The sequence below is a fragment of the Streptodolium elevatio genome (assembly GCF_040649515.1).
In the GTDB taxonomy this organism is placed as follows: domain Bacteria; phylum Actinomycetota; class Actinomycetes; order Streptomycetales; family Streptomycetaceae; genus Yinghuangia; species Yinghuangia elevatio.
In genome coordinates this window covers 1-25,749 of sequence record NZ_JBEZFP010000132.1, presented here as the reverse complement: position 1 = coordinate 25,749, position 25,749 = coordinate 1, and the positions used below count along the sequence as shown (strand labels likewise).

Here is a 25,749-nt window from a genome sequence, read left to right as displayed (position 1 = left end):
CTAAAGCAGCCGCAGGGGGACCTGGCACTAACCGACCCGAGCGGGATGCATAGGACCGCCGGACCGGCTTTGGTCCAACCCACCACGGTGGTGTTGACCATCCCCGGCAGACGGCGACCCGGGGTGGGGAACGCCGCATCGACCAGCCTCGTCAGGAGACGTGAGTCCGCGACGAGTCTCCTGAGACAACCGACTCGATGAGTTTGTCGAGGTTGCGGACACCGCGGTCGGATACGCCTCGGGCGACGAGGGCTCCGAGGATGAGCTCGCGGTCGAGGAGGTCTTCGCCGCGCAGGTCCTCGAGGATGCGCTGGGCTCGTTGCTTGCCGAACTGGACGCTGAAGCTGTTGTTCGAGTAGAAGTGCAGTCGCCCGATCGCGGCCGTCAGCGCGGACTCGATCGGCGTCGGCGTTTCGTCGGGGCGGGTCAGGTCGACGGCGCCGAGTTCGCGGGCCCTGCCCTCCAGGGGGGAGCTGCTCCCCTCCACGACCGCGAGCGACGAGCCGCGGGCCAGGCCTGCGGCGAAGTCGAGGGTGCGCTCGGTGGGGACGTAGGCAAGTACAGGGCCGAGGCCGCTGTCGGCGCGGTTCCGGCCAGCCCGCGGGGTCGTGGCTGCGTGCTGGGCGGTGAACCGGCGCAGTGCGGGGACCGACTGCTCCGCGCCGAAGGCGTTCAGGACCAGGACGCCGTTGGCGCGTTGGTCGGCGCATTCCTCGCGGATCCAGTCGACGGCGAGCTGAGCGGCGATCTCCCAGTCCCGATGCGGGTCGTCGTCCGGGACCCACGCGGCCCGAAGGATGTTCGTCATGGGCGTTCGATGTCCTTCTGCGGACCTGGTTGCGCAGGTTGCACAGCCGAATCGGACTACGCTAGCCGCCGACCCCGACATTCTGTGTCGCGCTGCGTGCCCTAGCGGCGGACAAGGCGCGCCCGGGTCGATATCGAACGGGAACGGCTCCGTGGCGGAGTGGTCTGCCCGGCCTGGACGAGGCGGTCGATGTCGGTGCCGGTCTTGGAACGCCCGTTGGGGACTGGAACCGGGGAGCTAATCGAACGGCGTACTGCGGGGCAGGTTGGCTGCCCCGCAGTACGCCTACCGAGGTTGGTCAGTGTGGCGGGCTTGCTGCTGCCGCGCACGAGGAAGGGCTTGAGGCCGTGCTGGCCGTCGTGGTGTCCGCCATCCAGATGAAAGCGACGACAAAGACCCCGAATCCGACTGTTGCTGCGAAGCCCTTCACGCCGTCGACGAAGGCCTCGGACCAGCGTGTGCCCTGGTGGCGTCGAATGGCCGCGTAGGCAAGTCCGATCGACGCTGCGATAGCGATCAGCGTCAGCATGGTGAGCAGCCTGATGGTCGTCATCCGGGTGCCCCCGGGTTTCCTGCTGCCGCAACGCTACTGTGCATTGAGGCCCCTTTCGGGCTCGGGCCCCGCCGTGTTCCGTCCTCTGCGCCACAGACCACAGGACACGGTGGGGCTTTCGTACGCCCCAGACCGAACGCCAGGGCGTATCAACCAGCGTGAAGCCCCGGCGGGACTGCATGTCGCGGGTTAGGCGCAAGCCGTCAGTAGGCGGCTCGAACTCGTTCGTTTCTAGGCGAAGCCCGCTCCGCGCCCCCAGCAGTGCCTTACGCTGAGCACACGACACTTGGCAAAACTAGGCACCGTGAGCAAAGGAGCGACATGGCGATCTCGATGCCGAGCCAGGAGCAACTGCCGCCAGGCCCACGGCGGGACCTGGTCATGTCGTTTCACCAGCTCTACACCGAGGCAGGCCGCCCCGGCACGCGCAAGCTGGCCAAACTCATCTGCGACAACAACGACCTGGGCGCGATGGTCAGCCACGAAACCATTGCCGCCTTGCTTCACGGCCGCGGGGTGCCTTCCTGGATTCGTCTGGAGGCGTGCGTGCGTCAGCTCGCCCAGCTGTCGATCCGTCAACCGGACGTCCGCGCCACCGTGCTGGACTTCCACACTCTGTGGCGCCTTGCCGCCGATGCTCCACCGCCCGCCGACACGGCTCCTGACGACGCTCCTTCGTATGAGACGGCCACCGTGGCGGAACTCGCCGCCAGTCTCGTCGAGCATTCAACACGCGCTGACCTCGGCTCTGTGCTGGAGGCAATCCACGAGGAGTACGGAGTCGCCGCTACCGACCCGGCTCCGCGTCGGTTGGTCATGCACGCGGCCAGGACCGCCAGCCGGTTCCGGCGGGATCACGCCGAGGCCCTACAGCAGTTGGAAGCGGCACGCCAGGAAATCGCTGAGCTCAAGAAGACCGTCCGACGCGAGTCCGTAATGGCTGTGGAGCTACGCGACGCGATGGGGAAGGTGTGGACCCTTGGCCGCCGCATCCCCGACGCCGGTGAGCTATTCACCGAGCTCTACGGACTCGGTGAGGAGGAACCCGTGCCGTACACGCTCCTACTGGAAATCGTCAGGCGCCTCGCCAGCGCGAGTCCCCCCGAATCCCTGCCCCAGATCGTCCGAGACGACCCCGCCGATCACGGGGCGACGATGTCATGATCAGCGCCGAGCGATCCGGGCGGGGTCGACATCGAAGGGGAACGGCTCGGTGAGCGCGGTGGTCTGGCAGGCCTGGACGAGACGGTCGGTGTAGGTGCCGCGGTCCAGGGTGCCGAGGTACAGCCGCGGGGCGGGTTCGAGCTCGAGGCGCCAGTAGTGCGGGATGCCGGCCGCGGCGTACAGCGCGGGCTTCATCTTCCGGTCGGAGACGCGAGTCGACGGGGAGGCGATCTCCACGACCAGGACGACGTCGTCGGCGCGCAGCGTCGTGTCGGCGGCGGCCGCGGCGTCCGCGTCGGCGACGACCAGGTCCGGGATGAACAGCCCGTCGGGGACGACGACGTTGACGGCCTCCAGGACCTCGTACGGGGCGCCGGCCTTTTCGACGGCGGCCGCCAGGAGGACGTGCAGGCGGTGGCTGGCGCGCTGGTGCGGGACGCCGGGGCTGGGGCTCATGAGCAGCGCACCGCCCACCAGCTCGTAGCGGTTGCGCGGGTCTTCGGGCAGGGCCAGGACGTCGTCCAGCGTCCACGGCCCGTGGTGCTCGGCAGCGGTAACACTCACGGTCCCTTCACCTCCTCCGGTGCGCTTGGCCAGTGTCACCCCTGGAGCGGGGCCGTGTCCGCTGACCGCGGCGCGCCGTGTGCCTTCGATTCTTCCGGATATTCGCCGGGATTTCCGGCCGTCAGCGATTTCCGTGCCCAGGTTGACGGCCGGTCCGATGCGGCGTTCTGCCTTCAGAAAGAGGCGTCGAAGAAGTCGATGTCCAGCAATTCGACTTCCAGGCCATTGGCGCGGTTTCCGCCGTCCTTGAAATACACCACTTGAAGTCCTTCCGCGACGATCGCGCGAAGTTCACGGTCGGTGGCTCCCGCGTCCTGCGCTTCGAGCAGTCGCGCAGCGTATTCGCCAGGGAGATGCTGGGTCAGACGCCGCATCCGGGGGTCGTCGGTGGACCCGGCCGCCGAGGAGTAGCCGAACCGGCCGCGCAGCTCCACCGTGATCCCGCCCGCTGCGGCTTGGCGGCGGGCGCGCTTGCGGACCCGGGGTTGCCAGGACTTGCGGACCTCCCGCTCCAGGGCGTCCAGGAGGGGCTTGCGGGGGTGCTTGCGGGTCCCGGCGAGGTAGCGCTCCACCGTGCGCTGCGAGACGCCCAGGCGTGCCGCCACGGCCCGCGTGGAGCCGCGCTCCGCCTTCATGAGCAGCCGGAACCGCGCCGCCGGGGTCTTGGGCGGGTCCTTGGTGACCTGCTCGTACCCCGCACGGTCCAGGGCCTCGTCGATCTCCCCCATCGGGCTACTCCCCCTCGTCCAGGACGGCGTCGCCGCCCTTGATGTGCCTGGCAGGGTTCAGCCCCTGCTCCATCTGGTCGATGACCGTCAGCAGCTCCTGGACGCCCTCCACCTTGGCCAGGCCCGGTGTCGCACCCAGCCGGAAGCTGCCGGGCAGCACGTGACCGGCGCCCAGCTTGTGGTCGGCGTCGGTGAGCGGCAGGAAGCCCAGCGGGGTGGGCTCGGGGCTGGCGTAGACAACGCAGTCAGACAGCACCGCGAGCGGATAACGGCCGGTGGCCTCGGCGGTCTTGGCCATCTTCCGGTGCATGTTCACCCGGGCCTTGGAGATGATCGCCGCGCGGATGTCCGGCCGCCACGTCGGGCGCTCCAGCGCGCCCCAGCGCTCGCCCTCGCGGTAGTGCCGGCCCTGCGGCCGCTCCCTCAGCTTGCCGATGCCGCCCTTCACGGTCGCCTTGATCGCGGACAGCACCGCGGCCATGCCCGGGTCGACGGCCTTGTGGTGCTCCATCGCGGCGAGGAAGTCGCGTTCGTCGACGACGTCCTTGCCGTCCTTGGGAATCGGGACGCCGAGGTCGGCCATGGTCGCCAGGTACGCCGTCTTGAGCCGGTCGTGCCACGGGTCTAGGTACGCGCCTGTCTCGGGACGGACGAACGCCTCCAACGGCCGCACACGCGCGCCCAGTTCCTCGGCGTAGGCGACCGTGGGGGTGGCGTACCAGGCCGGGCCCTCGGGTCGCTTGCCGGTCGGGGTGAACGGCGACGGGAGGCGCGGGTCGATCTCGACGCCGGACAGGTCGACCAGCCACGAGCCCGGCACCTTCTTGTCGAAGGCCGGCGCCACCAGGTGGGCCGGCGCGCCCAGGCCGACGTTCATCCGCGACGCGGCCGCAAGGAACGCCGTGTTGATGTCCAGGCCGACCGCCCAGGGCAGCAGACACTCGGCGTCCTGGAGGAGTTCCACGGGGCGCACCCACTGGTACGCCTCCTCGTCCAAGAACCCGCGGTCCCAGCCCTGCGCGACGGGGTGCTCGGTCGGCGCCTCCGGCGGGGCCGGGTCGACCGCAGCGGTGAGCGCGCCCTTGTTGGTCGTCTGCACCCATTCCTTGACGCCGGTCTCGTCCCGGGCCGCGCGGGTGGGCGGGCGCAGCGCGGTCATCAGCTCCAGCCCGCACACCGCGGTCGACCCGCGCGGGGTGAGCACGCGTTCGGCGTAGACGCCGAGGATGCGGGCGACTTCGGGCGCGGGCAGGTCGCCGGCGTCGGACCAGGCGCGGGAGTCCAGGGCGTCCCACGACAGGATCGCCAGCTGCACGCAGGTGCGCTGGCTGCCCTTGGCCGGGCGGTAGATCCGCGCCCACGGCCCGAACCCGCGCTTGGTCAACTGCCACCGCGCTTTGGCGACCTGCTTGACCACCGGGTGGTCGTCGGGCAGACGCAGACCCCGGCGGGCTTCGGCACCTTCCAGGCGGGCCGGGAGACCGAGCCGGACCGCGGCCGACTCCGTCAGCACGACCAGCGGATCCGAGTCCCGGCCGTGGTGGTGCAGCCGCTCGGCGCCGATCCCGGCCTCGGACAGCGTCCACTCCACCAGCTCCGGCACCGTGGTCGCCGGGCAGTCGAGCATGATGCCGCCGACGCCGTACGCGGTGCCGTCCCCGTCCAGCACGAGAAGCGGGCCGTGCGGGTACTTGCCGCCCGCGGCCGCCGTGGTGGTGGGCGCGGGGGCGGTCTTGCGGGCTGGGCGGCGCGACGTCGTGGCGGCGGACGCGGTGTCCTCGGCGGGTGCCGCGGGAACTGGCGGGGCGGCCGCGAACGTCGGCGGGATCTCCGGCGCGGGTTCCGGGGCGGGGTAGCGCTCCGCCCAGCCGTCCAGTAGGCGCAGGTACGCCTCGCGGCGCGGGGGCCGGGGCTCTGATGCGCCCGTCTCCCAGTTCCGCACGGTCTTGAGCGTGGACTGCAGGGCCTCAGCCAGCCGTGCCTGGGTTACGCCGGCGGCTTCACGCAGGCGGGCGCGTTCGCCCGGGGGCGGCAGTTCCGGGCCGCCAGCCAGCAGGGCGTCCACGGCCGCGAAGAGCTCGTCCTCAGTTGGCATGCTTCACCTCCGCCCAGACCCTATCACGGATTACCTCTTAGATTGCCGCTTGAAATTACTCATGGATTACCGCTTGAATTTCCCCATGTTGTCTGACGGGGAAGACACCGGCCCGGGGCCACAAGCGGGCGCTGCGTTACCTACCAACTTGAACCGGCACATCCTGGCGACGCGCATCCTGCCGACGTGGACGACTGCGGCGTCCGCGCATCCGCAGCCGGTGGCCGTGTTGGTCGCAGGCCAGCCCGGTGCGGGCAAGACGGTCACCGGCGATCTGCTCCAGGCCGTGCTCGAGGTGCGGGGGCCGGTCGTGCGGGTGTGCAGCGACCTGTACAAGTCCGAGCACCCGCACTACGCGGCGCTCCTGGCGGCTGATGTGCGACTCGCCGGAGCCGGGGTCCGCCTGGACGTGCGCCGCTGGCAGGCCGCGGTCGAGGACCACGTTCGCGCGCATCGGCTGGACGCGGTGGTGGAGACGGCGCTGGCCGACGTCGCGGAGGTTCGGGCCGCGTCTGCCGCGTACCGCGCGGTGCGCCAGCGGGTCGACCTGGTCGTGGTCGCGACGCCGCCGGCGGCGAGCGCGCTGGGCATCGTGGACCGCTACCTGAACACCGATACCGAGGACGGCGGCGGCCGGTGGGTGTCGTGGGAGAACCACGACGGCTGCGTCGCCGCGATGCTGGTGACCCTCGCTGCGGTCGAAGCCGAGTGTCTGGTCGACCGGATCACGGTCGTACGGCGTGACGGCGCCGTGCTGTACGCGAACCACCTGAACACCGCAGGGTCGTGGACCGAGGAACCAGGCGCGGTGGTCGCGGTCGAGGCCGAGCACCGGCGCCCGTGGTCGGCCCGGGAGACCGCCCTGTTTCGGCGCGCTTTGGCGGATGCGGACCGGCGGGTGCACCGCGAGGTTTCCGGAGACCGGCGGCTGGCGGTGCAGCGGGACGTCGAACGCGCGGCGGCGCTCGCCGAGCCGGTGCGCCGCATCGCGCAGCCGATCCTGAGCGCGCCCGGGGTCGACTACCACCGGCTGTCCGCCGACGAGTTCCGGTGGATCTGGGACAACCTCGTCGTCCCCGGCTGGCTGGACGACATCACCCCCCACCACGATCCCCTGGTCACCTATGTGGTCGGCCAGGACGGCGCAGGCCATTTCGACGCCGGGCAGCTGGTGCGTCGCGCGCTGCGGCACCGCGACCCGATCGGCCTCGACACCGGGGCCTTCGCCGCCTCGCACCCGGACACCCGGCGCCTGATGCAGGAGGACCCGCGCCGTGCACACGTCCGGGTGCGGGCCGACAGCCAGGCCTGGCAGCGGATGGCGGAGGCCCGGGTGCGGGAGCACCGCGGCGACATGGTCGTCGAACTTGTCCCCGACAGCGTCGGCGCGTTCCGGGCGAACGTGGCCGCCGACCGCGCGGCCGGGTACCGGGTCGAGCTGCTGGTACTGGGGGTGCGGCCGACCGACAGCCGCCAGCACGCCGCTGCACGGTACGCGCTGCTGTCCCGCACCGGCCCCGCCGCTTACCTCGACCCGGCCGACCACGCCGCGGCCCTGGCCGTGCTGCCCGAGCTGGTGGCGGCCGCCGAAGCCGAGCACCTGGTCGACGCCGTCACCGTGATGCGCCGCGACCACACCGCCGTCTACCGCAACGCCCGAAGCCTGTCAGGGCGTTGGGGCCGCCCTGCCCGTGCGGCGGCGGTGCTGCTCGCGGAACACCACCGCCCCTACACCGACGAGGAAGCCGGTCGGTACGCCGCGGCGCAGCGGTGGCTGTTCGCGGCGATGCCGCAGTATCGGACCGATCTGCACGACATCGCCCGGTTGGCGCGCCCGCTGCTGCCGGCACGATGGCGGCCTGCCGCCGTGGCTCGTGTGCACAGCGCGGCAGCGCTGCCCGCCCGTCGTGCCACCGCCTGACCGGCAGAGCCGAGGCGCTCAGGTTCGAGATCGTGTGCGTGTGCCGGCGTCGCGCACGATTAGCAGACTCGCAGAGGGGGTCACGCCGGGAAACGCCGCTTTTCGTCCGATCCAGCTACATCGCCCGGCGTGCTTTCACTCGATCCGGTTACCGCGTCGGGTGGGTATCCAGTGCCCCGAGCGGGGTAAACGGGCGGGGAACGACAGGGTTGGTCGCCTGGCGCGAGTAGCGTTTGCGGGGACCGCCCGGCGTCGCGGGAAACGAAGTGCCGAGCGGTCTCCTACATCTGCGACTACTCGGGTATGGAGCGAGCCGCTATGGCTGACGCTATCGCCCTTCCACGCACATCGGTGCGTGGGGGGGCCTCTTCGGCGATCGCATCCGGCGCCACCGGTGCCGAGATCACCGCGATCGCCTTGGGCGTGTTCCTCTTCGCCGTCCTTGTCACCGCCGTCTTCGCCGCTTTGCGGCGGCACCAGCGGGTGCGGTGGTCCGACGTCATCATCCAGTCCGGCGCCGTCTTCGCCGGAGCTGTGGTGTTCGTCCTCACCGTCCTCGGGGTGATGGTCGGGGGGTGGCCGGTCGGATGATTGCCGTCCGCCTCGGCGGCCGCGGCACGACCGGCGAGCCTGCCGGATCCGCGCGGCCGCCAGGGCGGACACGGATTGCAGAGGGCGCGGACGGCCGCCCGGCACCGCCACAAGGACACCTGCCCGACCGATGAATACCGGTTGCGGCGCGAGACCAACTCGGGGATGCGTCCCGCCATGGCAATAGCAGGGCGAACGTCCGTGTTCTGCTCGGGGGGGTGTTCCGTTCCTCGAAGAGACCGCGGGTGTCGGCTACTTCTCGAATTCGTCCAGGAGCGCCTGATAGCGGGCGGCGATACGGGCTGTCTCCTCCTCGTCGGCGTCCGGCAGCGTGCGGCGGTCGCGTTGTGCGGTCGCGTTCAACTCGAGGAGCCGACCCACCAGGGCCTCGTCGACCGGATCGGCGGCGCGCGCGACGGTGACCCGGTCGACGCACGACTCCAGAAACTGCCGCACCAAGGCGTCCGCATGACCGACGGGGGTCATCGAGGTCTTGCCGGGGTCGTCGTCCATGCTGTGCTCCTTGCCGGTGCCTGGGGTGGCCGTACGAGCCGGGAGTCCGGCCGTGGCGCCATCATCACCGACACCGCACCACTCCCGGCAGGTCGGTCTCGCGGCGTCTGCTACATCCGGTCCAGCCCCAACATCCGGTTCACCGCCTGCTTGACGGTGAATTCACTGTCACCCCGCCGCTGTGGCGTTTCCGGCGCGGACGGGGCGTGGTCGACCTGGATGACCTCGATGCGCTGACCGGGGACGGCCTGGGCGGCGATGCGCCAGCGTTCGCGGTCGGTCGCCGCGAAGAAGACGACCTTGGCGAGCTGTTCGCGGAGCCGGGTCACGCGGCCGGCGACGGGGCAGATGACCGCGTACGGGGCACCGCGGACGTAGACAGGAACGCCCATGGCGAAGTCGGGACTGCCCTCGTCGGCGACCTTCGGCAACGCCCCGGTCTCGTGGCGGACGAACTCGAACACCGGCTTCATGAGCGCCCGCTGGCGCTGGAGCAGAGCCAGAATCGCCGCGTGGTGGGCCTGGGCCGCGGTGTCGTTGTCCTCGCCCGCCGCGTGCTGGGCCTCCTGACGCCGTTCGGGTTCGAGCCTTCGAGTGATCACCTCCTGGCGCCGGGATTCGGCCCGGACCTGTTCGTCTTCCAGCGCGAAGTAGGCGCGGGTGATCCACCGCCATCGGCCGTGCTCGTCCCAACCCTGGGTCCGCAGGCGGTAGGGCCGGGTGGTGTCTGCGCAGATCGCGGCGACAAACCGTTCCAAAGGCAAGGGGCCCGCCATCGCCCAGGTGCCGTGTCCGCCGCAGGGCAACGGCCCGTCGACGCCCGGCCCGCAGCCCGCGCACGCGCACAGGCCGCAGTCCTCCCGGTCCTCACACCACTCGGGGACGAACCGGGCCGGGCCGGCGGTGACCTGGACCGGGCCGTCGTCGACCCGGGCTATCTGGACCGAGGGCACGTAGTCGAGCCACGGCACGGTCTTGCGGTCGGTGAACCAGCACACCTCGATGCCCGCCGCTCGGTAGCGGCCGGTGCGCGCTTCGATGTCGGTCACGGTGATGGCGGACATCTGGGCTTCGAGGGCGACGCGGCGCTCGCCGTCCGGGGAAGTGGCCAGCACGTCCGCGCGCCAGGACCCGTCGGGGGCGGCGACTTCGAACTCGGCGGTCCACCCCGCGGCGCGGGCGTGGTGGGCCAGGTCGAGCTTGAGGAGGTGGTGCTGCAGCCCTTCGCCGGCCGCTTTCGCCGCACAGTCGGGTGCGTGCGGGGCGTGCCGCAGGAACCACAGGTCGTACCGGCCGTGGGTCCGGTGCACCAGGTGAAGGCGCCAGCCGCAGTCGTAACAGGTCAGCGGTACGGGTGACTTCGGCTTGTAGATGCTCTCGCGGTCCTGGCCGCACCCCAGGTCCGGCTGGGTGGTGTCGATCCGGCCCCACTGGCCGTGCATGCCGACGAAGACCATCGCTACTCCCCCACGGGATGGTCGGGCGCCCCCGGCCCCCTGCGTCACCACCCCAACAGTTCCCTACCCCTGCGGTCGCCCACCGGATCGGGCGCAACAACGTGTTGCCTGGCTGCGCCGTCCGACCTGTCAGGCACAGCACGCAACGACGTAGGTTGAAGGGGACGTTGGTCGTATCGGGGGGATGACGGTGGCAGGGGCGGGCGGACGGGATCTGCGGGCGCTGTTCAGCACAAACGACGGAGGAATCACCGCCGAATCGGCGTTCGTCAACAGGCAGTTGCAGTGGACCGTGGTCGCGGACCTGCTCACCGAGCGGATACGCGTACTCGCCGCCCCCGGGTTCGACGTCGGCGACTTCGAAGGCCCGCGGGACAACGTCGTGGTGTTCCACGGCGTGGGCGGCATCGGCAAGACGACGCTGTCCCGGGCGATCGAGGCCACCCTCGCCGGGGAGCGGCGGCCCGAGCAGTGGGGCGCGCCCATCTGGCCGGCAGGACGCCGGGTCCTGCCGGTGCGAATCGACCTCGCCCGGTCCGCCGGTGCCGACTTCGAACGCGTCGTCCTGGCGATCCGCCTTGCACTGGCCGAACTCGGCACCCCGTTCCCAGCGTTCGATCTCGCGCTGCGCCGCTACTGGGAGCACAACCACCCCGGCGAGCCGCTAGAGGAGTACCTGCGCCGCGGGGGCCTCGGACGGTTCGGGGAGGCGCTGCCCCGGCAGATGGAGAGCGCAGCCGCCGAAGTCGCCCAGGCGCTGTTGCCGCTGCCCGGCGTCGGCGCCGCGGTCGGCGCCGCCGGGTCGCTGGTGCGGGCGCTGCGCGAACGGCGCCAGGCCGTCCGCGCGCTCGCGGACTGTACGCGGCTGGCGGACCTGCTGGACGCCGAGCCCGACCTGGACGCGCTCAGCTTCTACCCGCACCTGCTGGCCTGGGAGCTGGAACGCCTGCCGCAGGAGAAGCGGGTGCTGCCGGTCGTGCTGCTCGACACCTTCGAGGACGTCGGCGACCGCACCCGCCGCGACTTCGAACGGCTCCTGCAGCGCGTGGTGTGGCTGATGCCCAACGCCGCCTTCGTCGTCTCCGGCCGCTCCCGCCTGGACTGGGCCGACCCCGGCCTGGCCGGGCAGCTCGACTACGCCGGCCCCGGCTGCTGGCCCGGCCTGGCCGACCCCGGGGCCTCCCCCGTGCGCGGGCCCGCGTACACCGGCACCGGCCGCCAGGTGCTGGTCGGGGACTTCTCCTCCGAAGACTGCGACGGCTACCTGGTCCGCCGCCTGACCGTCGACGGCCGACCCCTCATCGGCGAGCAGCTGCGCACGGTCATCGCCGGCCGCTCCCACGGTCTTCCGCTCTACCTCGACCTGGCGGTGATGAGGTTCCTGGAGATCCGCCGCTCCGGACGCGAACCCGAACCGGACCACTTCGACGCGGACTTCCCCGCCTTGGTCGCCCGCACCCTGTCGGACCTGACCGAGCCTGAGCGGCACGTCCTGCGCGCCGTCAGCCTGCTGGACGCGTTCGACCTCGACCTCGCCTCCCGCGCCGCGGGTCTGATCCACCAGGCCGCCGCGCTGCGCCTGGTCGAGCGGCCGTTCGTCCGCGAAGACCCGTTCGGGATCTGGCCCTACCACCTGCACGGCCTGATCCGCTCCACCATCCGCTCCGCGGACGACCACACCGACGACCGCTGGTCCCCCACCGACTGGCACGCCGCGGCGCTCCGGGCGTTCACCGAACTCGGCGCCCAGCACGCCGCCGGCGCCCCGCACGACCGGCGGCTGCTGGTCGGCTGCCTACGCCAAGGGCTGCGCCTGGCCCGCGACCACCGCCTCGACCTGGACTGGCTCGCCATTGCCGCCTGGCGGTACGTCGCCGACCTGGTCTGGGAACCCCTCGCCCCACCGCCTACGGGCGCCTCCGCAGCCACCGAGCAGACCGGAGAGGACCTGGTGACACCCGCCGACGCCTTGGTGGAACTCCTCAGCGCGCTCGCCCGCCGCCAGCACGAACACCGCGAGCGCACCGCCGAACGCCTCACCGCCGTCACCACCGCACATCTGCTGCCACCCGACCTGACCGAGATGGCCGTCTACTACCTCGCCAAAGCCCAGCGCGACCTCGGACGCACCTCCGAATCCGCCGCCGGCATGCGGCAGGTCGCCGACGGCGGCGGCCCGCTCGCCCCCGACGCCCGCCGCGGCCTGGCCCACCTCGCCCGCCGCGCCGGTGACTTCCCCACCGCCCTCGACATGGCGCGCACCCTCGGCTGGGAAGGCCGCCACCACCGCGTCGAAGGCGACGTCCTGTGGCCCCACGGCGACGTCGCCGCCGCGGCCGCTGCGTACGCGGCCGGACGCGACGAAGCCGAACGTCACAGCGTCGCGGGCGAACGCGCCATCCACCAGGCCCACCGCGCCTTCGCCCTCGCGTTCACCGACCCCGCGGCCGCCGATCACGAACTGGACCTCGCCGCCCAGCTCCTGGCTGGACTCGACCTGCGCGCCACCACCATGACCACCCGCATCGCCGCCCTGATCCGCGACGCCGGAACTCGAGGCGACGACGTCACCGACCGCGCCGAAATCCTCCGCACCGAGATCGACGTCGCCGGGCTCAGCGCCACACAACTGCCCGACCTCGAACTCGCCCTCGCGTTCCACCACGCCGTCCGCAACGACCACGAACAGGTCGACGCAGCCATCGAACGCCTGAGGCAGTGCACCACGGGCGGCGACCAGGCGTACTACGTCGACCTCGCCTGCTTCATGGCCGACTGCCCCACCGACCCCGCCGGCCCTTCCGCCAGGGCCCGCTGGATCGACGGCGAGAACGCCACCCGGCAACGCTGGCGCGGCTTGACGAACAACCGCCGAGCCCGTCACGTCGGCCCCTGACGCGCCCGGCGTCCGAAGTAGTGCGCCTCGGCGAAAATCCCCGGCGTCACCCGGAATCCGGCGTACCGTTTCCCGGGTGATCACAGGGGGTGCGCGATGAGGCTCATCAAGGCGACGGTGACGAATTACCGGTCGGTGATCGACTCGACCGAGTTCGAGGTGGAGTCGGACAAGACGATCCTGGTCGGCCCGAACGAGGCGGGCAAGACCGCCGTGCTGCGTGCCCTGCAGACGGTGAACCCGCCCAAGGACGAGAAGGACCTCGTTGAGACGCTGCGGGACTACCCGCGCGGGCGTTACAACGACCTGGTCCGCGAAGGCCAGGATCCAGGCGATGTCGTGGTCGCCGAGGCCAGGTTCACCCTGGACGCCGGCGACCTGGCCGCCCTCGCCGAGATCGACCCTGGCTTCTTCGCCGGGGCAAAGACGTTCCAACTGACCCGCTACCTCGACAACAGCCGCACCTGGATGCTCTACGGGGTCCTGCGGAACCGATTGTTCAAGGACATCGAGAAGGACGTTGCGCGTCTGAAGACGCACCTGAACGGCCGCGAGGAAGGTGCTGCGCTTGTCGCCGAGATCGAGGCGCTGCTCAAGGGGGTGACCCCCGCGAGGGCCTTGGCCGGGAAGCTCGCCACTGATCTCGATGGCTGGTTGGAGCGGGCCTTGGTGGTGATGGACGAGGACGACGAGAAGGCCGAAGCACAGTTCGACCGGATCCGCGCCGCAGTACGCCACGGCCAGACCTGGTCGAAGGCGGGCGCGGTCCTGATCCCTCGCGTCCCCGTATTCGTCTACTACTCCCAGTACTTCACCGTGCGCCCCCGGATCCACTTGGCGAACCTGGCGCAGCGGCAGGCCAGCGGGGAGATCGACGAGGGGTACGACTTCGGGAACCTGTGCCTGCTGGACCTGCTCGGGTTCACGGCCCAGGAGCTCGCGCAGATGGACAGCCAGCCCGCGCCGACGTTGCCTCCCAATCAGGCGGACCAGAACGCCATGGCCGCCTACCGGGAGCAGGAACGCACCTGGCAAAACCAACGCGACGACCGGCAGTACCAGCTCAACGCGGCCGGCGTCGCGCTCACCAAGCAGATCCGCGACGTGTGGGGCGACGAGAACCTGCAGCTGCGCCTGGTCGTGGACGGCCAGTACCTCAAGGTCGTGGTGGTCGACGACTTGGGTGTCGAAGTCGAGCTGGACCAGCGCAGCGAGGGCTTCCGCTGGCTCGTCAGCTTCTTCACCGTCTTCCGCGCCCAGGCCAAGAACCAGTTGAACAACGCGATCCTGCTGCTGGACGAACCCGGCCTGCACCTGCACCCGCTCAAACAGCGAGAGTTCCGCCGCACCGTCGACGTCCTCGCCGAGGACAACCAGATCCTCTACACCACCCACTCGCCGTTCATGGTCGGCCCCGAAGAACTGCACCGGGTGCGGATCGTGGAGATGACCGACCGGACCACCGGGACCAAGGTCCACACCCGGCTGGTCTCCGACGACCCGCGCTCGGTGTTCCCCTTGCAGGCTGCCCTCGGATACGACCTCGCCCAGAGCATGTTCAGCCAGACCCGCAACCTGGTCTGCGAGGGACTGACCGACATGTGGTTCCTCGAAGGCGTCGCGGCCGCCATGCGCGAGGCTGGCGAGTCCACCCTGCGCGAGAACATCGCGATCGTCCCGGCACAGAGCGCCAGCAAGGTCGTCTATTACTGCACCCTGCTGCACAGCCAACGCCTCAAGGTCGCCGCGCTGCTCGACTCGGACGCGGCCGGCGAGAAGGCCGCGACCCAGGACGACCTGGTGCGACTGCTCAAGAAGAACCAAATTCTGCGGACCAAAGACTTCGGCGGCGGTCAGGTCTCCGGCCCCGAAGTCGAAGATCTGCTGCGCGACACCCTCGTCCAGGTCGCCGTCGACGCGCTCGGCTGGAACGTCACCGCCACCGCCGCAGCCCAGCCCGGCCGCAGGATCGTCGACATCTTCACCGCCGAGATCACCGGCTTTTCCAAGTACAAGCTGGCCAAGGCGTTCCTGCAATGGCTCGCCACCCACGGATGGGGCGACCTGACCGCCGACGAGCAACAGGCTTGGCAGGCGCTGTTCGTCGCCGTCAACAAGGGACTCGCCTAACGAGCGCCTCGCGCGCCATGGCGCGCCTGTCAGCGCGCCGCCGTTCAGAGCGGGGGTGTGACCTGCATGATGTACACGCGTTCGTGGCGCTGGATGATCAGGTAGTCGAACATGCCGCCGCCGACGAACACCGTGCCCGGCTCGGAGAACCCCTCGTAGAGGGTGCCGTCCAGATACTTCGCTTCCGCGGCGCGCACCAGCTCGGCGGCCTTCTCTTCGACGAGCGCGACGAACACCGGCGGCATGCCGCCGACACGCGTCTCCTCGTCCGGGTGGTACTCCCAGCCCCAGCTCACCGGCCCCGGCCCCGGTTTCGCGTCACGGCATGGGCGAGGGAGCGTGTGGTGTCGGGGATGTCAGTCACGGACGGCCTGCATCGCCTCGCCGAGGATGCGGGAGACCTCGTCCATCGCCGGCCTCCAATCAGGATCGTCCCGGTCGAGGACCTGGGCGGCGTGCACGGCGTTGCGGTACCGCGTGGCGGTCGCGGGGTGGCGTTCGATCTCGATGTCTCGCAACCAGGCCAATAGGAACATCTGCACGGGCGAGACGCTGCCTTGCTCGGCGGCCTGGTCGAACGCCTGGTCCTTCTGCGCCTCGAACTCGGCGATGCGGTACGGCGCGACCTGCGCCAAGGCGACACGCAGCGCCCCGACGGTGCGCTCCGGTCGGGGAATGATCGGCTCCGAACCGTGCGGCTGCGCGGTCATCGACACGAACTCCCTCCACACCCGGGCCTCCCCGAGGGTGCGGGACCACACTACGGGTCCGCGACGACCGTCCGTTCGGCCTGCGGCCGCGCCGGGCGTGAATGCCATCCACGCCCTTGGTATGGGACTGGAGGCCGCGCGGTGGCAGGCTCGCTTCTGTCCACCTTCCTTGGCGAAGATCTCCACTCCCGGTGTGCCACCTTGCAGATTGCCCAGCGGCGACTGGCCGAAATCGACGACCGGAACCTGCGCCGGTCAGCCGATGATCAAGGCTGTGACCTGCACGGTTCCCGAGCTTTCGCGAGGTTGGCTCTCGGGGGTGGTTGTGCGTGGTTGAATCCCGCACGGCGACCAATGCAGCGTGGCGGGTCATCTACGCAGCGTGGTGTTGGCGCCGACCAGGGCAGGCCGCCCGTCTCTCGCCAAAGTTCCGGGCGGCCCGCCGTAGACCCCGCCCTGTTCGCTGAAATCAAGGGAGAGTCCGGCATGCACGGTACTACCGACGACGCGGATCCTGACCAGGAAACCGGATTGACGCCCCACGGCGAAATACGCCACGATCCGCCCTCGCAGTCCGAGAGTCCGGACGCTGCCGGCGAGGCCGCCGCCCCCGCTCGCGCCACCCCGGCGCCGACGCATCGCTGGCCCTGGCTCCCGCGGTTCGCCCGGGACGTCGCCGTCGAGACCATCGGCGCTTTGCTCGCCCTCGCCGTGGTCGCGCTCGTCGTCGCCCTGGTCGCGCTGTTGTAGCCGGACCCCGCCGGGCCGGGCCCGCCGCAGCGGCGTTCACCACGCGCCCCGCGTCGTGATCATCCAGGTGGGATCATGGAGGGGCTCGGGGCCGTCTGACCCCTGGGAGCACCTGTGGCCCGACCGATCTGGAGTGGGGCGATCAGCTTCGGGCTGGTGAGCATCCCGTGCAAGGTGGTCTCGGCGATCGGCAGCGAGCACGCGGTGAAGTTCCACCAGATGCACCGGACGGATCAGGGCCGGGTGCGGTACCGCAAGGTGTGCGAGCTGGACGGCCAGGAGTTGGCCCAGGACGAGATCGTGCGCGGGTACACCGCGCCGGACGGCCGCGTCGCCGTAATCCGCGACCAGGAGCTCGAGGACCTGCCGCTGCCGACGGCCCACACCGTGGAAGTCAGCGGCTTCATTCCGGTTCAGGACGTCGCTCTGGTCCGCTGGGGCAAGCCCTACTACCTGACGCCGGACAAGTCCGGCGTCAAACCGTACGTCCTGATGCGAGAGGCGCTGCGCCGCTCCGGAAAAGCCGCGGTGGCGAAAGTCGCGATGCGCGGCCGCGAGCAGCTGGTCCTGGTGCGCGTCCACGAGGACGTGCTGGTGATGCAGCAGATCCACTGGCCCGACGAAGTCAACTCCCCCACCAGGATCGCGCCGTCGGACCGGGTGACGGTCACCGACGCCGAGCTGGACGCCGCCGACGCCCTCATCGACGCGTTGGGCCCGGTCGACCTGGACGCGATGGAGGACGAGTACCAGCGCGCCGTCGACCAACTCGTCACCGCCCGCCTCGAAGGCGAACAGCCACCCGAGGGCGAACCAGAACGCGAAGCGGCTCCGGCAATGGACCTGATGGCCGCGCTCCGAGCGAGCGTCGCCGACGCCACCCGCCAACGCGAGGAAGGCACCGCGCCCAAGGGCGCCGGCGGCAAGAAGAGCACTGCCACGAAGACGGCGAAGACGACTACGGAGGCCTCCCCCAAGAAGACCACCGCCACGAAATCCACCGCAGCCAAGAAGACGGCCACCTCCCGCGGCGGCGGCCGCCGGGCGAGCTGACCACCACGACCGCCATGGACGATGTGCTGCTCGGACCACTACCCGGGGTCGACTGGGTCGACCAGACCCGCGCCGAGCGCGGGGTCACCGTGCGGGTACCAGGCTGGCCCGGCATGAGCGCCGGCGACACCGTGCATCTGGCGTGGGGCACCCACATCATCGACCGCGTCGTCGGCCCGGACATCCTCGAGCGTCACGGCGTCGGGCCAGTCGACCTATGGGTGCCGCCGCAGGTCGTCGCCCTCTCCGGTGACGGCCACTTGATCACCGCGTACCACGTGGAGCAAGCCGACGGGTTCCGGTCCGAATGGTCGCTCCCGACCAGGACCCTGGTGGTCACCGAAGAACCGGACGCCGTCCCCGGCCGGTTGCTCTACGCGGACGGGCACCACGTCGTCCTGGACGAGGACATCGACCCCGGCCGCGTGAGGCACGCGCGCCTGTACCTTCCCGGCCCGTTCCCGGCCGGCACCGATATCGACGTCGCCTGGACCGGCTTCGGACCCGGCGGCGCGCTCCGCACCACCACCTGGCACGGCACCGCCGCCACCTTCACCCCCGCCGCGGACATCCCCGCACCCGCCGGAACCATCGCCTGGTCCGCCGGGAACTTCGTCGCCTTCGCGCACACTGCCACTAAGCCGGGTGGCCGGACCCTGCGGTCACCGGGCATCGCGCTGCTCGTCGCCCCGGCCTGAGCCACCAGGCTCCCCGTCGGCCGGGCTGTGTACCGGGCCGGTTCCTGCCGCGTCTCCCCACGCGGCAGGAACCAGCGCCCCGCCCCTCCCCCAGGCTGCGGGGAGGCTCAGGCGGCGGTGACGTTGTCGGCCTGCGGGCCCTTCTGGCCCTGGGTGATGTCGAAGGACACCCGCTGGTTCTCCTGCAGTTCGCGGTAGCCGGTGGCGTTGATCGCCGAGTAGTGCACGAACACGTCGGCTCCGCCGCCGTCCTGGCTGATGAAGCCGAAGCCCTTCTCCGCGTTGAACCACTTCACAGTGCCCGTCGCCATCGACCGGTCCCCTCCACTCACGCCACGGCGCCCCAGCAGGGGCGCCCGCGGGGCCTCCCACGACCCGGCGATCAAGGGCCTGCCCAGTCCGCTCACCCCGCAACCACCCGCGAACGCAGCGGTCAACAAGGCGCGGTAGCCCGGCGGTGCGGCCCGGCCGCCGTCCCTGGCCACGCCGGGCCGCACCTCTCAGGCCGTGGATGCACGGCCCGGGACAGCAGAGTGTGCCGCGCCCAACACGTTGGCGGAAGAGCAGCACCGTCCCGTTCGACATCTCCCGGGCGGCCGCGTGAACGCGTCGGGCCCGCACACCTGTTGGCGTGCGGGCCCGACAACGAAGGTGGACGGTGAGCGGGCCGCCTCTCGGCGGAAGGCTCACCGAGGCTCCAGCCAGACGGTATTCCTCGGCGGCAACAGGTGAGGCCCGGGGGCACCGAACTCACCGACCACACGCCACAACACGACCGGGACGCCCGTCATTCCCCACTCCCGGACTCCCGGCACGCCGCCGGCACACCTGGTTCAGCGTGCGCGGGCGCCGGTGATCTCCACGTCCGGGCAGGAGGCGGCCTGCGCGGCAAGCGCGTCGTACTCAACCTGGTCCACCGACAGGCCCCAGCGGATCTTCATCGCGATCCAGTTCCCGGTGTACTCGCACGCGTACTCCGCGTACGGCGGCATCCACTCCGCCGGGTCCTTGTCGGCCTTCGAACGGTTCGACGCCGCCGACACCGCGATCAACAAACGCTCGTCGTCCAGGTCGTTCGCGTACGCCTGACGCTCCGCAGCGCTCCACCCGGACGCCCCAGAGTCCCACGCCTCCGCCAACGGGACCATGTGGTCCACATCCAGCTGAGTCGCCTGGTCGAGGAAGCGGTCGTCGTACCGCGACCACCAGCGGCCGCCGGTCAGCGCGCACCGCGCCCCAACCTCCACCGGCTCCACAGCCTCGGCGATCAAGACCTCGCGCCGGGCGTCGCAGCCGTCCTTATCCGCGTCCACCCAGTGCTTGAACTTCGTGCGCACGTAACCGTCGCGGCTCTCCTGCGCGAGCGGCAGCGCACGCACCGCCTCATGCAGCCGGAAGCTGAACTGCTCCCCCGCCGCGTGTCGTTCGGTCGGCGTTGCGGCGGCGGGCACGGCCGTGGCCCCTACGAGCAGTGCAGCGGCCGCCGCCATGGCGCACCCGTACGCGAAACGTGTCCTCGACATCCCCGAGCCCCGTCCTGCCGGTCGCCGACCAGACCCCGACGGTCTGGTTGGTCCCGGTAGTCGTACCGGCCCCGCCCTACCCAAGTCCACGGCACCACAGGCCCGTTCACCCAGACGGACGCAGCGCCTCACCCGGCTCGGGCCATCCGTGGACGCCAGAGCGGTCGACCGCCGCCGCGAATCGTTTGATGTTGATCGTTTTTGACTGCGTGTGGTGCGGCTGTTGAGCGGCGGTCTGCCTACGGTGGAAGACAACCGGGGAGGCGTGCGGCGACGCGTAAGACGCTGCATGGTCCTCCACTCACGTGCCCACCTCCCCCCACCGGGCACGCGGCCTCCCCGCGCTGCGGCCCCGCCCCCACTCCCCCGGGCCGGGGCCGCAGCCACACCCGGCAGCGACTCACTTCCCACCCCCAACGCCGGTGCGACGTCCGCCCGTCTGGGTGTTAACAAGAACGGCAACGGGGGCGCGGCAGGAGCACTGGCGGGAGTCGACACACTCCGACAACGGCCCGCTGTGCGCTGGGGGGCACCCCAACTGCGCCGACCAGGTCATACCGGCAGACACAACAGGCAGCCTGCCCGCTGGGCGGTCGTACGCGCGGCGAGGCCCCCGCCGCGTGTGGTGCGAACCGACGGGGGCCGTACGAGGTTGCGCGGTTCAGGCCGCGGTGACGCCAGGTGCGGCTTCGTCCCCCACCTGCACCTGGCCTCAAAGGCGGCACGCAGCGCCGTATGCGGCCGCCGGGGTTCTACATGATCTGCAGACGCTCCACCGCGCCGTTGGGGTCGCGCAGGAGGATTTCGTACCCCTCCCCCTTGCGGTCCTCGAGGTACCCGTACACCTGGACCGCACGGTTGGTCACGTCCGTCTTCGACAGCCCGGTACGTGCCATGAGCTTGGCCATGGCCTTCTGCGCCGCGGGGATCAGCTTCACCGAGAACCGCGTCGCCGGCGACGGGTCCTCGTGTACGACGGTGCCTGTCCCCTCGCCCTGTTCCTCCTTGGCTGTTTGCGGGTCTACCGCCCGCAGTGCCTGTTCACCCATCGTGAGTCTCCCCTTGACCTGTAGTGCCGCCCTTCAGCCGCCCGTTTCGTGGCGATCCCATCGAGAGCGCCCAAATCGGGCAGCCGCCGTATCCAGCATCTCATGTGTGCACCTTAGTAGCACCTATCAAACACCAATCTGGTGTCTTATTGATGTGTTCTAGGCGCGTGTGTGGTGTGCCACAAGTACACTCGCGCGGGGGCAAAGCGGTAACTGGCTTTGCTCCCCTGCCGATTGCGCGCCCGTGTTACCAGGAGGAACCCGCGTGGCCGTGGCGGGCCGGGGTCTCCATCACGGGCGCGGCGCAGCGGGCGGGGTGGGTGCAACAGCCGCCCGACAATCGGCGCGTTCCTGCAGGGGAAGACGGCATCACCGGCACTGCTCTGATCACCGGGGCAGTCTCCAGCTCACAGAAAGGTCATGACACATGGCCAAACGCCCTCCGGCGTCGGTTGCGGACGAAGACGGGCCCGACCGGCCGTCGGCATACGTCCGCTTCCGCCGCGAGCGGAGCCCAGGACAAGCCCCGGCCCCGGCGGACGAAGAACCCACCGGGGACGCGGTGGTGGTCTTTGGACACACGCCCTTATCCGGGTGGCGGGCTAGCGCCCGCGTACCCGCCCAGCAGTCGCCTCTGGCGCTCCGCACACTCCACGGCGTGGCGACCGTGCTCGGCATAGCGGGCATCTCCATCTGGATGCCGCGGGGCCTCGCTGTCGCCGACGTCCCCTGGCCGGCCGTCGTCGCGCTGCTCGTACTCGCAACCGCCGCCCCGGTCGTCGTCTTCGTCCGCGCGGTCCGCCGCGACTGAGCCTCGACCGCTTCCGTCCATCCATCTCTTCGTGCGCCGAGCTCAACGGGCTCGGCGCCCCTACCGCAGTCGGCGGGGTACGCGTAGCGCGGGGGAATACGCGTACCACCGACACAAGAGACAACGGACCAGCCACTCCAGGCCGCACGGCCGACAAATCTCTTCGGAGATCACGCGGGTCGGCGTCCGTTCCGTGCGACATCTCGCGGGCGGCCGCGCGAACGCGTCGGGCCCGCACACCTGTTGGTGTGCGGGCCAGGCAACATAGGTGGGCGGTGAGCGGGCCGCCTCTCGGCGGTAGGCTCACCGAGGCTCCAGCCTGACGGTATTCCTCGGCGGCAGCAGGTGAGGCCCGGGGGCACCGAACTCACCGACCACACGCCACAACACGACCGGGACAGCGGTCATTCCCACCCGGCACGCGGCGGCACCCAGGGACCGCTTCCCCGACGAACAGGGCGGGTGTCCGCCCACGCCGTCATGGACAGCTCCAGAGGTCGGCTGCGGACATTGGTTGACGACAGGCGCCGTCACACCGCGCTGTAGGTGCGCGGCATTTTCCTCCCGGTGATCCGCCAGCGTTCGCGAGCCGCGCGGGCCTCGCTGACGAACTCTTTCCATTTTGAGGAAAGTTGCCATGCGGCCCGACTCGCCTGGGTATGCTGTAGTCATCTACAGCATTCTCGTGTGGAAGGGCACAGCGATCTGATGCGCATTCAACAGCCCGTCGCCAACGGGATCAGCACCGACCACCCCGTCCCCTATCTGCCGTTCGTCGACGACAGTCACATCCCCGTCCACGACGGCCGCGCCGTCGAAGCGGTCGGCCGCCGGGAGGAGGCTGGCACCTGGGGCCGCGTCGACACCGAGCAGGGCGGCGCATGGTGGGCTTTCACCACCGACCCGATCCGCCCCGACTTCGCCTGGGTGGTCCGCCACCACCCCGTACACGGCCGCTCCGTCATGCTCTACCGCGACGCGGACGCCTCTCCCTCCCACATGGGCTGGTGGAGCGAACGCCCGGTCCTGGAACGCTGCGGCGGCTACTGGTGGGACGGCGACACCTGGTACCGGCCGCCGCAGGTGTGGAACACCGCCAACGAACGCCACGAACGCCGCCCCGCCACCGGCGCCACGACCGTCACGGCATCGGACACCCTCGACTCCTACGGGGGCGACGCCGAACGCGGCCTCCTCCTCACCGTCATCGACCTGGACCCGGACGCCGAACGCGCCTCCACCTGGCCGGACGACCTGGCCATGTGGGCCGCCCACCACCAGGACCAGGACGACGCCCGGCCCCTGGACGCGTGCTACGTCGACGTCACCGCCCCCGAACTGGCAGCGAACCGCATGATCGGCGTGGCCCAGCTCGCCGACATCGGCGGCATCGCCGCCTCCACCTTGCGCGCCTACATCTCCCGCGGCGAGGGCGACGTCCCCCCGCCCCAGGCCACCCCCGGCAGCCGCAGCCTGTGGTCCCGACCCGTCGCCCAGGACTGGGCCGAACAGCGCCACCGCTCCCCCGAACGTGTCGAAGCCGCCGTCACCGACGACACCTCGGACACTCCGCTCCCGGCCGGCGCCGCCGAGGTCCACGCCCGCTACACCGCCCAGTTCACCAACCTGCTGTGGGACAACCCGACCCGCCGCCGCATGTGGGCCCTGCGCCACCGCACCCAAACCGCCGCCGCCGCCCTCGCCGACGAACTCGCCTGGAACGTCGCCGCCGACATCGACGCCGTCATCCCCTTCGACGCCCTGGCCTCCACCGTCGAGCACGCCGTCCTCGACGAACTCGCCATCAGCCGCACCATCCAGGACAAGGACCAGCCGCCCCGCGACGAGGGCTGGAACACCTACGCCATCGCCCCCCACGTCGCCCAGATGCTCGACTGGCTCATCCGCCACGCACCCCACCACGCACGCGGCGCCATCGGCGACATCATCGGCGAAGCCGAACGCCGCATGAACATCCCCCACCAGGTCACCGCACGCACCATCGGCCAAGCCCTCGCCCTCGACAGCACCCTCCCCCGGGACACCCTGGAGGACTACCTCCACCGCGTCCTCCCACCCGAGCCTCCCGCCGCCTGACCACGCCAGGCCCCCGGCACTCTGCTTGCCCGGACGCCCCGTCCCGCCTCGTACAGTTCCGCGAGGCGGGACGGGCAACCCGATCTCAGACGCTCACCTGGTACGGGGAAAAGGACAGGAGCCGGTCCGCGCCCCGCGACAACGATCAGGACGCGTTCCTGTTCACCGGCTTCAAGCCCGGACTCCGAGCACGATCGCCCCCCGAAGACCCTCCCCGAGGTAGACCGCCGCCTCAGCTCCTGCGCCGCCGACTCGAATTCCGGCGTCCCGACCTGCGGGCCGACGGAAGTCTTCGGCGTCCTTCACGCTCGGCATCGCGACGCGAGCGCCCGGCCGCCCTTCCCCGGTCTCGGCCCGGACCCAAGAGCGATGGGATGCCGCAAACCCCACGAGCCCTCGGTGTACCCGAAAGGGCCGGTACGAGCGGGAGCGGGGTGCCAGCGGGTCTTGTCAGCTCAGACGCCTGCGGTGATAGGCGAGCATGTCGTTCTTGTGCTCGGCGTCCCTGTACCGCGGCTCCGCCATCGGGCGTCGTCCACGTGGCGAGCCCACCCCCATGGGCTCGGTGAACTTCCAGTAGGCCAGGCACAAATCCCGCTCCGCAGCCGTCGCGCCCGCCGCGATACGCACCTCCACCCACGGCACCTCGCTGCTCGGCAGCACGACGCGGTACCCCGCGGCCGCGCCGTCTCCGGACCTTCGGCGGTCGCGGCGGCGCTGACGTTTGCCCACCGATCCCCCTTTTCACGGTGATCCGCCAGGGTATCGGCCCCAAGGACACCGTCCAGGGAGTTCCGAATACCCCGAGAGCCCTCCAGTAACTTCCCCACCGGAAAAGGCACTTCGCCTTCATGTGCCCGCGCGGGTCCGGCGCACCTCACCCGGTCCGCCCCAGGCGCGCCCGCATCCCCGCCCGAACCCGCGCGGCGCCCAACGCGTACACGTCCGCCCCGCCCGCCGAGGCACGTACGGCGCGACCGCCGTCACCAGCAGCCGCTCCGCACAGCGCCGCCGAGCCTCCGCCTCCCCCGCGGCCACCGGCGCGCCACGTCGGCCGCGCCGCCCGCGGCGCGCCGCCGCACGGGCGGCGTCCGCGGCGGGACTGCGGCCCAGCACCGCCAGCGCCTCCCGGCGGCTGTCGGCGAGCGCGTGCTCTGCCGTCATCCGGGCGAGCAGCACCAAAGCCTCCTCCGGCGCACCCTGCGCGGTCCCACTGGGAACATCCCCAGGGGGCGCGAGAGGCGATGTCGAGGACGTCGCGGGTCATCTCCCATGCCTGGTGTCGGCGTACGGGTTCATGTGCAGATCCAGGTACGAGTTCGCGTACAGGGCTGGCCGTGGTGGTTGCCATGTGATTCGGCTTCAGCTCTGCTGACGTGCGTCGTCCTGGGCGAAGCGCTCGAAGAGCGTGGCGAGTTCGTGGGGGTTCCGGCTGACGACGGCCTCCAACTCGTCGACGTGGATTGCGACACGATTCCGCCACGGGTCGGCGGTGGTGCCCAGCCCCGGGGCGTACAGGAAATGCTCGCTGCCGGACTTCCAACAGCTGAGCGGGACGCCTGCAGCGTGCATCCGGCACGTGAGGTGCCACTCCCTGGGCTCGTCGGCATACACGCGGACGCCGCGTGCCGCCAACTT

25 protein-coding genes are annotated in these 25,749 nt (G+C 70.8%); 10 read left to right on the top strand and 15 right to left on the bottom strand.

Annotated elements, in window-relative coordinates; all coding sequences use genetic code 11:
- Window positions 1-151: 151 nt before the first annotated feature.
- Together AB0C36_RS34765 and AB0C36_RS34760 are read right to left on the bottom strand one after the other, a co-directional pair.
- Entirely contained in the window at window positions 152-808 is a 657-nt protein-coding gene (locus AB0C36_RS34765) for a hypothetical protein (RefSeq protein ID WP_358362261.1), read from the bottom strand.
- 298 nt (window positions 809-1,106) lie between these two features.
- Window positions 1,107-1,337 carry a hypothetical protein gene (locus AB0C36_RS34760; protein WP_358362259.1) on the bottom strand — a complete coding sequence of 77 codons (231 nt, stop codon included), beginning with the start codon at window positions 1,335-1,337 and terminating at the stop codon, window positions 1,107-1,109.
- Between the two features lie 345 nt (window positions 1,338-1,682).
- Between AB0C36_RS34760 and AB0C36_RS34755 the strand changes: the two genes are divergently transcribed.
- Complete coding sequence (locus AB0C36_RS34755; protein ID WP_358362258.1) at window positions 1,683-2,525, top strand: hypothetical protein; 843 nt, start codon at window positions 1,683-1,685, stop codon at window positions 2,523-2,525.
- Here AB0C36_RS34755 and AB0C36_RS34750 read toward each other — a convergent pair whose 3' ends face one another.
- The 3 genes from AB0C36_RS34750 to tap form a co-directional block, all read right to left on the bottom strand.
- Window positions 2,526-3,089: a Uma2 family endonuclease gene (locus AB0C36_RS34750; protein ID WP_358362257.1), complete on the bottom strand. Its 564-nt coding sequence runs from the start codon at window positions 3,087-3,089 to the stop codon at window positions 2,526-2,528.
- A 173-nt stretch (window positions 3,090-3,262) separates the two neighbouring features.
- On the bottom strand, window positions 3,263-3,817 hold the full coding sequence (gene tpg / locus AB0C36_RS34745) for a telomere-protecting terminal protein Tpg (RefSeq protein WP_358362255.1): 555 nt from the start codon (window positions 3,815-3,817) through the stop codon (window positions 3,263-3,265).
- Window positions 3,818-3,821: 4 nt separating this feature from the next.
- On the bottom strand, window positions 3,822-5,912 hold the full coding sequence (gene tap, locus AB0C36_RS34740; protein ID WP_358362254.1) for a telomere-associated protein Tap: 2,091 nt from the start codon (window positions 5,910-5,912) through the stop codon (window positions 3,822-3,824).
- Between the two features lie 148 nt (window positions 5,913-6,060).
- Here tap and AB0C36_RS34735 point away from each other — a divergent pair, with 148 nt between their 5' ends.
- Together AB0C36_RS34735 and AB0C36_RS34730 are read left to right on the top strand one after the other, a co-directional pair.
- A complete protein-coding gene (locus AB0C36_RS34735; RefSeq protein ID WP_358362252.1) occupies window positions 6,061-7,833 on the top strand; it encodes a zeta toxin family protein in 1,773 nt (590 codons plus the stop codon).
- Between the two features lie 318 nt (window positions 7,834-8,151).
- Window positions 8,152-8,424: a hypothetical protein gene (locus AB0C36_RS34730; protein ID WP_358362251.1), complete on the top strand. Its 273-nt coding sequence runs from the start codon at window positions 8,152-8,154 to the stop codon at window positions 8,422-8,424.
- A gap of 252 nt (window positions 8,425-8,676) precedes the next feature.
- Here the strand turns inward: AB0C36_RS34730 and AB0C36_RS34725 are convergent, their stop codons facing one another.
- On the bottom strand, window positions 8,677-8,937 hold the full coding sequence (locus tag AB0C36_RS34725) for a hypothetical protein (RefSeq protein WP_358362249.1): 261 nt from the start codon (window positions 8,935-8,937) through the stop codon (window positions 8,677-8,679).
- Between the two features lie 110 nt (window positions 8,938-9,047).
- Complete coding sequence (locus AB0C36_RS34720) at window positions 9,048-10,394, bottom strand: competence protein CoiA family protein (protein ID WP_358362248.1); 1,347 nt, start codon at window positions 10,392-10,394, stop codon at window positions 9,048-9,050.
- A gap of 184 nt (window positions 10,395-10,578) precedes the next feature.
- Here AB0C36_RS34720 and AB0C36_RS34715 point away from each other — a divergent pair, with 184 nt between their 5' ends.
- Entirely contained in the window at window positions 10,579-13,290 is a 2,712-nt protein-coding gene (locus AB0C36_RS34715; protein ID WP_358362247.1) for an ATP/GTP-binding protein, read from the top strand.
- Between the two features lie 96 nt (window positions 13,291-13,386).
- Window positions 13,387-15,420 (top strand): AAA family ATPase, encoded by a 2,034-nt coding sequence (locus AB0C36_RS34710; RefSeq protein ID WP_358362246.1) that lies wholly within the window; start codon window positions 13,387-13,389, stop codon window positions 15,418-15,420.
- 44 nt (window positions 15,421-15,464) lie between these two features.
- On the opposite strand, the gene AB0C36_RS34705 is transcribed toward AB0C36_RS34710, so the two are convergent.
- Entirely contained in the window at window positions 15,465-15,716 is a 252-nt protein-coding gene (locus AB0C36_RS34705; protein WP_358362245.1) for a hypothetical protein, read from the bottom strand.
- A gap of 60 nt (window positions 15,717-15,776) precedes the next feature.
- A complete protein-coding gene (locus AB0C36_RS34700) occupies window positions 15,777-16,130 on the bottom strand; it encodes a hypothetical protein (protein ID WP_358362243.1) in 354 nt (117 codons plus the stop codon).
- Between the two features lie 486 nt (window positions 16,131-16,616).
- Between AB0C36_RS34700 and AB0C36_RS34695 the strand changes: the two genes are divergently transcribed.
- The 3 genes from AB0C36_RS34695 (at window position 16,617) to AB0C36_RS34685 (ending at window position 18,631) form a co-directional block, all read left to right on the top strand.
- Complete coding sequence (locus AB0C36_RS34695) at window positions 16,617-16,880, top strand: hypothetical protein (protein ID WP_358362242.1); 264 nt, start codon at window positions 16,617-16,619, stop codon at window positions 16,878-16,880.
- A 114-nt stretch (window positions 16,881-16,994) separates the two neighbouring features.
- Entirely contained in the window at window positions 16,995-17,933 is a 939-nt protein-coding gene (gene ku / locus AB0C36_RS34690) for a non-homologous end joining protein Ku (protein ID WP_358362241.1), read from the top strand.
- 14 nt (window positions 17,934-17,947) lie between these two features.
- The gene (locus AB0C36_RS34685) at window positions 17,948-18,631 is read left to right on the top strand and encodes a hypothetical protein (RefSeq protein WP_358362239.1); all 684 of its coding nucleotides are present in this window, start codon (window positions 17,948-17,950) and stop codon (window positions 18,629-18,631) included.
- Between the two features lie 107 nt (window positions 18,632-18,738).
- On the opposite strand, the gene AB0C36_RS34680 is transcribed toward AB0C36_RS34685, so the two are convergent.
- The 3 genes from AB0C36_RS34680 to AB0C36_RS34670 all read right to left on the bottom strand — a co-directional run bounded on the left by AB0C36_RS34680 (window position 18,739) and on the right by AB0C36_RS34670 (window position 21,203).
- The gene (locus tag AB0C36_RS34680; protein ID WP_358362237.1) at window positions 18,739-18,942 is read right to left on the bottom strand and encodes a cold-shock protein; all 204 of its coding nucleotides are present in this window, start codon (window positions 18,940-18,942) and stop codon (window positions 18,739-18,741) included.
- A gap of 522 nt (window positions 18,943-19,464) precedes the next feature.
- Window positions 19,465-20,121: an HNH endonuclease family protein gene (locus tag AB0C36_RS34675; RefSeq protein WP_358362236.1), complete on the bottom strand. Its 657-nt coding sequence runs from the start codon at window positions 20,119-20,121 to the stop codon at window positions 19,465-19,467.
- A 785-nt stretch (window positions 20,122-20,906) separates the two neighbouring features.
- Window positions 20,907-21,203 carry a hypothetical protein gene (locus AB0C36_RS34670; RefSeq protein WP_358362234.1) on the bottom strand — a complete coding sequence of 99 codons (297 nt, stop codon included), beginning with the start codon at window positions 21,201-21,203 and terminating at the stop codon, window positions 20,907-20,909.
- A 658-nt stretch (window positions 21,204-21,861) separates the two neighbouring features.
- Here AB0C36_RS34670 and AB0C36_RS34665 point away from each other — a divergent pair.
- Both AB0C36_RS34665 and AB0C36_RS34660 read left to right on the top strand, forming a co-directional pair.
- Window positions 21,862-22,014 carry a hypothetical protein gene (locus AB0C36_RS34665; protein WP_358362232.1) on the top strand — a complete coding sequence of 51 codons (153 nt, stop codon included), beginning with the start codon at window positions 21,862-21,864 and terminating at the stop codon, window positions 22,012-22,014.
- 687 nt (window positions 22,015-22,701) lie between these two features.
- Window positions 22,702-24,111, top strand: coding sequence for a hypothetical protein (locus AB0C36_RS34660; protein WP_358362230.1), 1,410 nt, complete (start codon window positions 22,702-22,704; stop codon window positions 24,109-24,111).
- Window positions 24,112-24,561: 450 nt separating this feature from the next.
- Here AB0C36_RS34660 and AB0C36_RS34655 read toward each other — a convergent pair whose 3' ends face one another.
- From AB0C36_RS34655 to AB0C36_RS34645, 3 genes are all read right to left on the bottom strand, one after another.
- Window positions 24,562-24,843: a hypothetical protein gene (locus AB0C36_RS34655; protein WP_358362228.1), complete on the bottom strand. Its 282-nt coding sequence runs from the start codon at window positions 24,841-24,843 to the stop codon at window positions 24,562-24,564.
- 117 nt (window positions 24,844-24,960) lie between these two features.
- Entirely contained in the window at window positions 24,961-25,290 is a 330-nt protein-coding gene (locus AB0C36_RS34650; protein ID WP_358362227.1) for a hypothetical protein, read from the bottom strand.
- A 183-nt stretch (window positions 25,291-25,473) separates the two neighbouring features.
- Window positions 25,474-25,749: hypothetical protein (locus tag AB0C36_RS34645; RefSeq protein WP_358362225.1), on the bottom strand; the 276-nt coding region annotated here is incomplete at its 5' end.

What these genes read in the sequence shown, in the direction of transcription:
- AB0C36_RS34765 (WP_358362261.1), bottom strand. Translation starts at nt 808, where the DNA reads ATGACGAACATCCTTCGGGCCGCGTGGGTCCCGGACGACGACCCGCAT.
- AB0C36_RS34760 (WP_358362259.1), bottom strand. Translation starts at nt 1,337, where the DNA reads ATGCTGACGCTGATCGCTATCGCAGCGTCGATCGGACTTGCCTACGCG.
- AB0C36_RS34755 (WP_358362258.1), top strand. Translation starts at nt 1,683, where the DNA reads ATGGCGATCTCGATGCCGAGCCAGGAGCAACTGCCGCCAGGCCCACGG.
- tpg (WP_358362255.1), bottom strand. Translation starts at nt 3,817, where the DNA reads ATGGGGGAGATCGACGAGGCCCTGGACCGTGCGGGGTACGAGCAGGTC.
- tap (WP_358362254.1), bottom strand. Translation starts at nt 5,912, where the DNA reads ATGCCAACTGAGGACGAGCTCTTCGCGGCCGTGGACGCCCTGCTGGCT.
- AB0C36_RS34730 (WP_358362251.1), top strand. Translation starts at nt 8,152, where the DNA reads ATGGCTGACGCTATCGCCCTTCCACGCACATCGGTGCGTGGGGGGGCC.
- AB0C36_RS34725 (WP_358362249.1), bottom strand. Translation starts at nt 8,937, where the DNA reads ATGGACGACGACCCCGGCAAGACCTCGATGACCCCCGTCGGTCATGCG.
- AB0C36_RS34720 (WP_358362248.1), bottom strand. Translation starts at nt 10,394, where the DNA reads ATGGTCTTCGTCGGCATGCACGGCCAGTGGGGCCGGATCGACACCACC.
- AB0C36_RS34715 (WP_358362247.1), top strand. Translation starts at nt 10,579, where the DNA reads ATGACGGTGGCAGGGGCGGGCGGACGGGATCTGCGGGCGCTGTTCAGC.
- AB0C36_RS34710 (WP_358362246.1), top strand. Translation starts at nt 13,387, where the DNA reads ATGAGGCTCATCAAGGCGACGGTGACGAATTACCGGTCGGTGATCGAC.
- AB0C36_RS34700 (WP_358362243.1), bottom strand. Translation starts at nt 16,130, where the DNA reads ATGACCGCGCAGCCGCACGGTTCGGAGCCGATCATTCCCCGACCGGAG.
- AB0C36_RS34695 (WP_358362242.1), top strand. Translation starts at nt 16,617, where the DNA reads ATGCACGGTACTACCGACGACGCGGATCCTGACCAGGAAACCGGATTG.
- AB0C36_RS34685 (WP_358362239.1), top strand. Translation starts at nt 17,948, where the DNA reads ATGGACGATGTGCTGCTCGGACCACTACCCGGGGTCGACTGGGTCGAC.
- AB0C36_RS34680 (WP_358362237.1), bottom strand. Translation starts at nt 18,942, where the DNA reads ATGGCGACGGGCACTGTGAAGTGGTTCAACGCGGAGAAGGGCTTCGGC.
- AB0C36_RS34675 (WP_358362236.1), bottom strand. Translation starts at nt 20,121, where the DNA reads ATGGCGGCGGCCGCTGCACTGCTCGTAGGGGCCACGGCCGTGCCCGCC.
- AB0C36_RS34670 (WP_358362234.1), bottom strand. Translation starts at nt 21,203, where the DNA reads ATGGGTGAACAGGCACTGCGGGCGGTAGACCCGCAAACAGCCAAGGAG.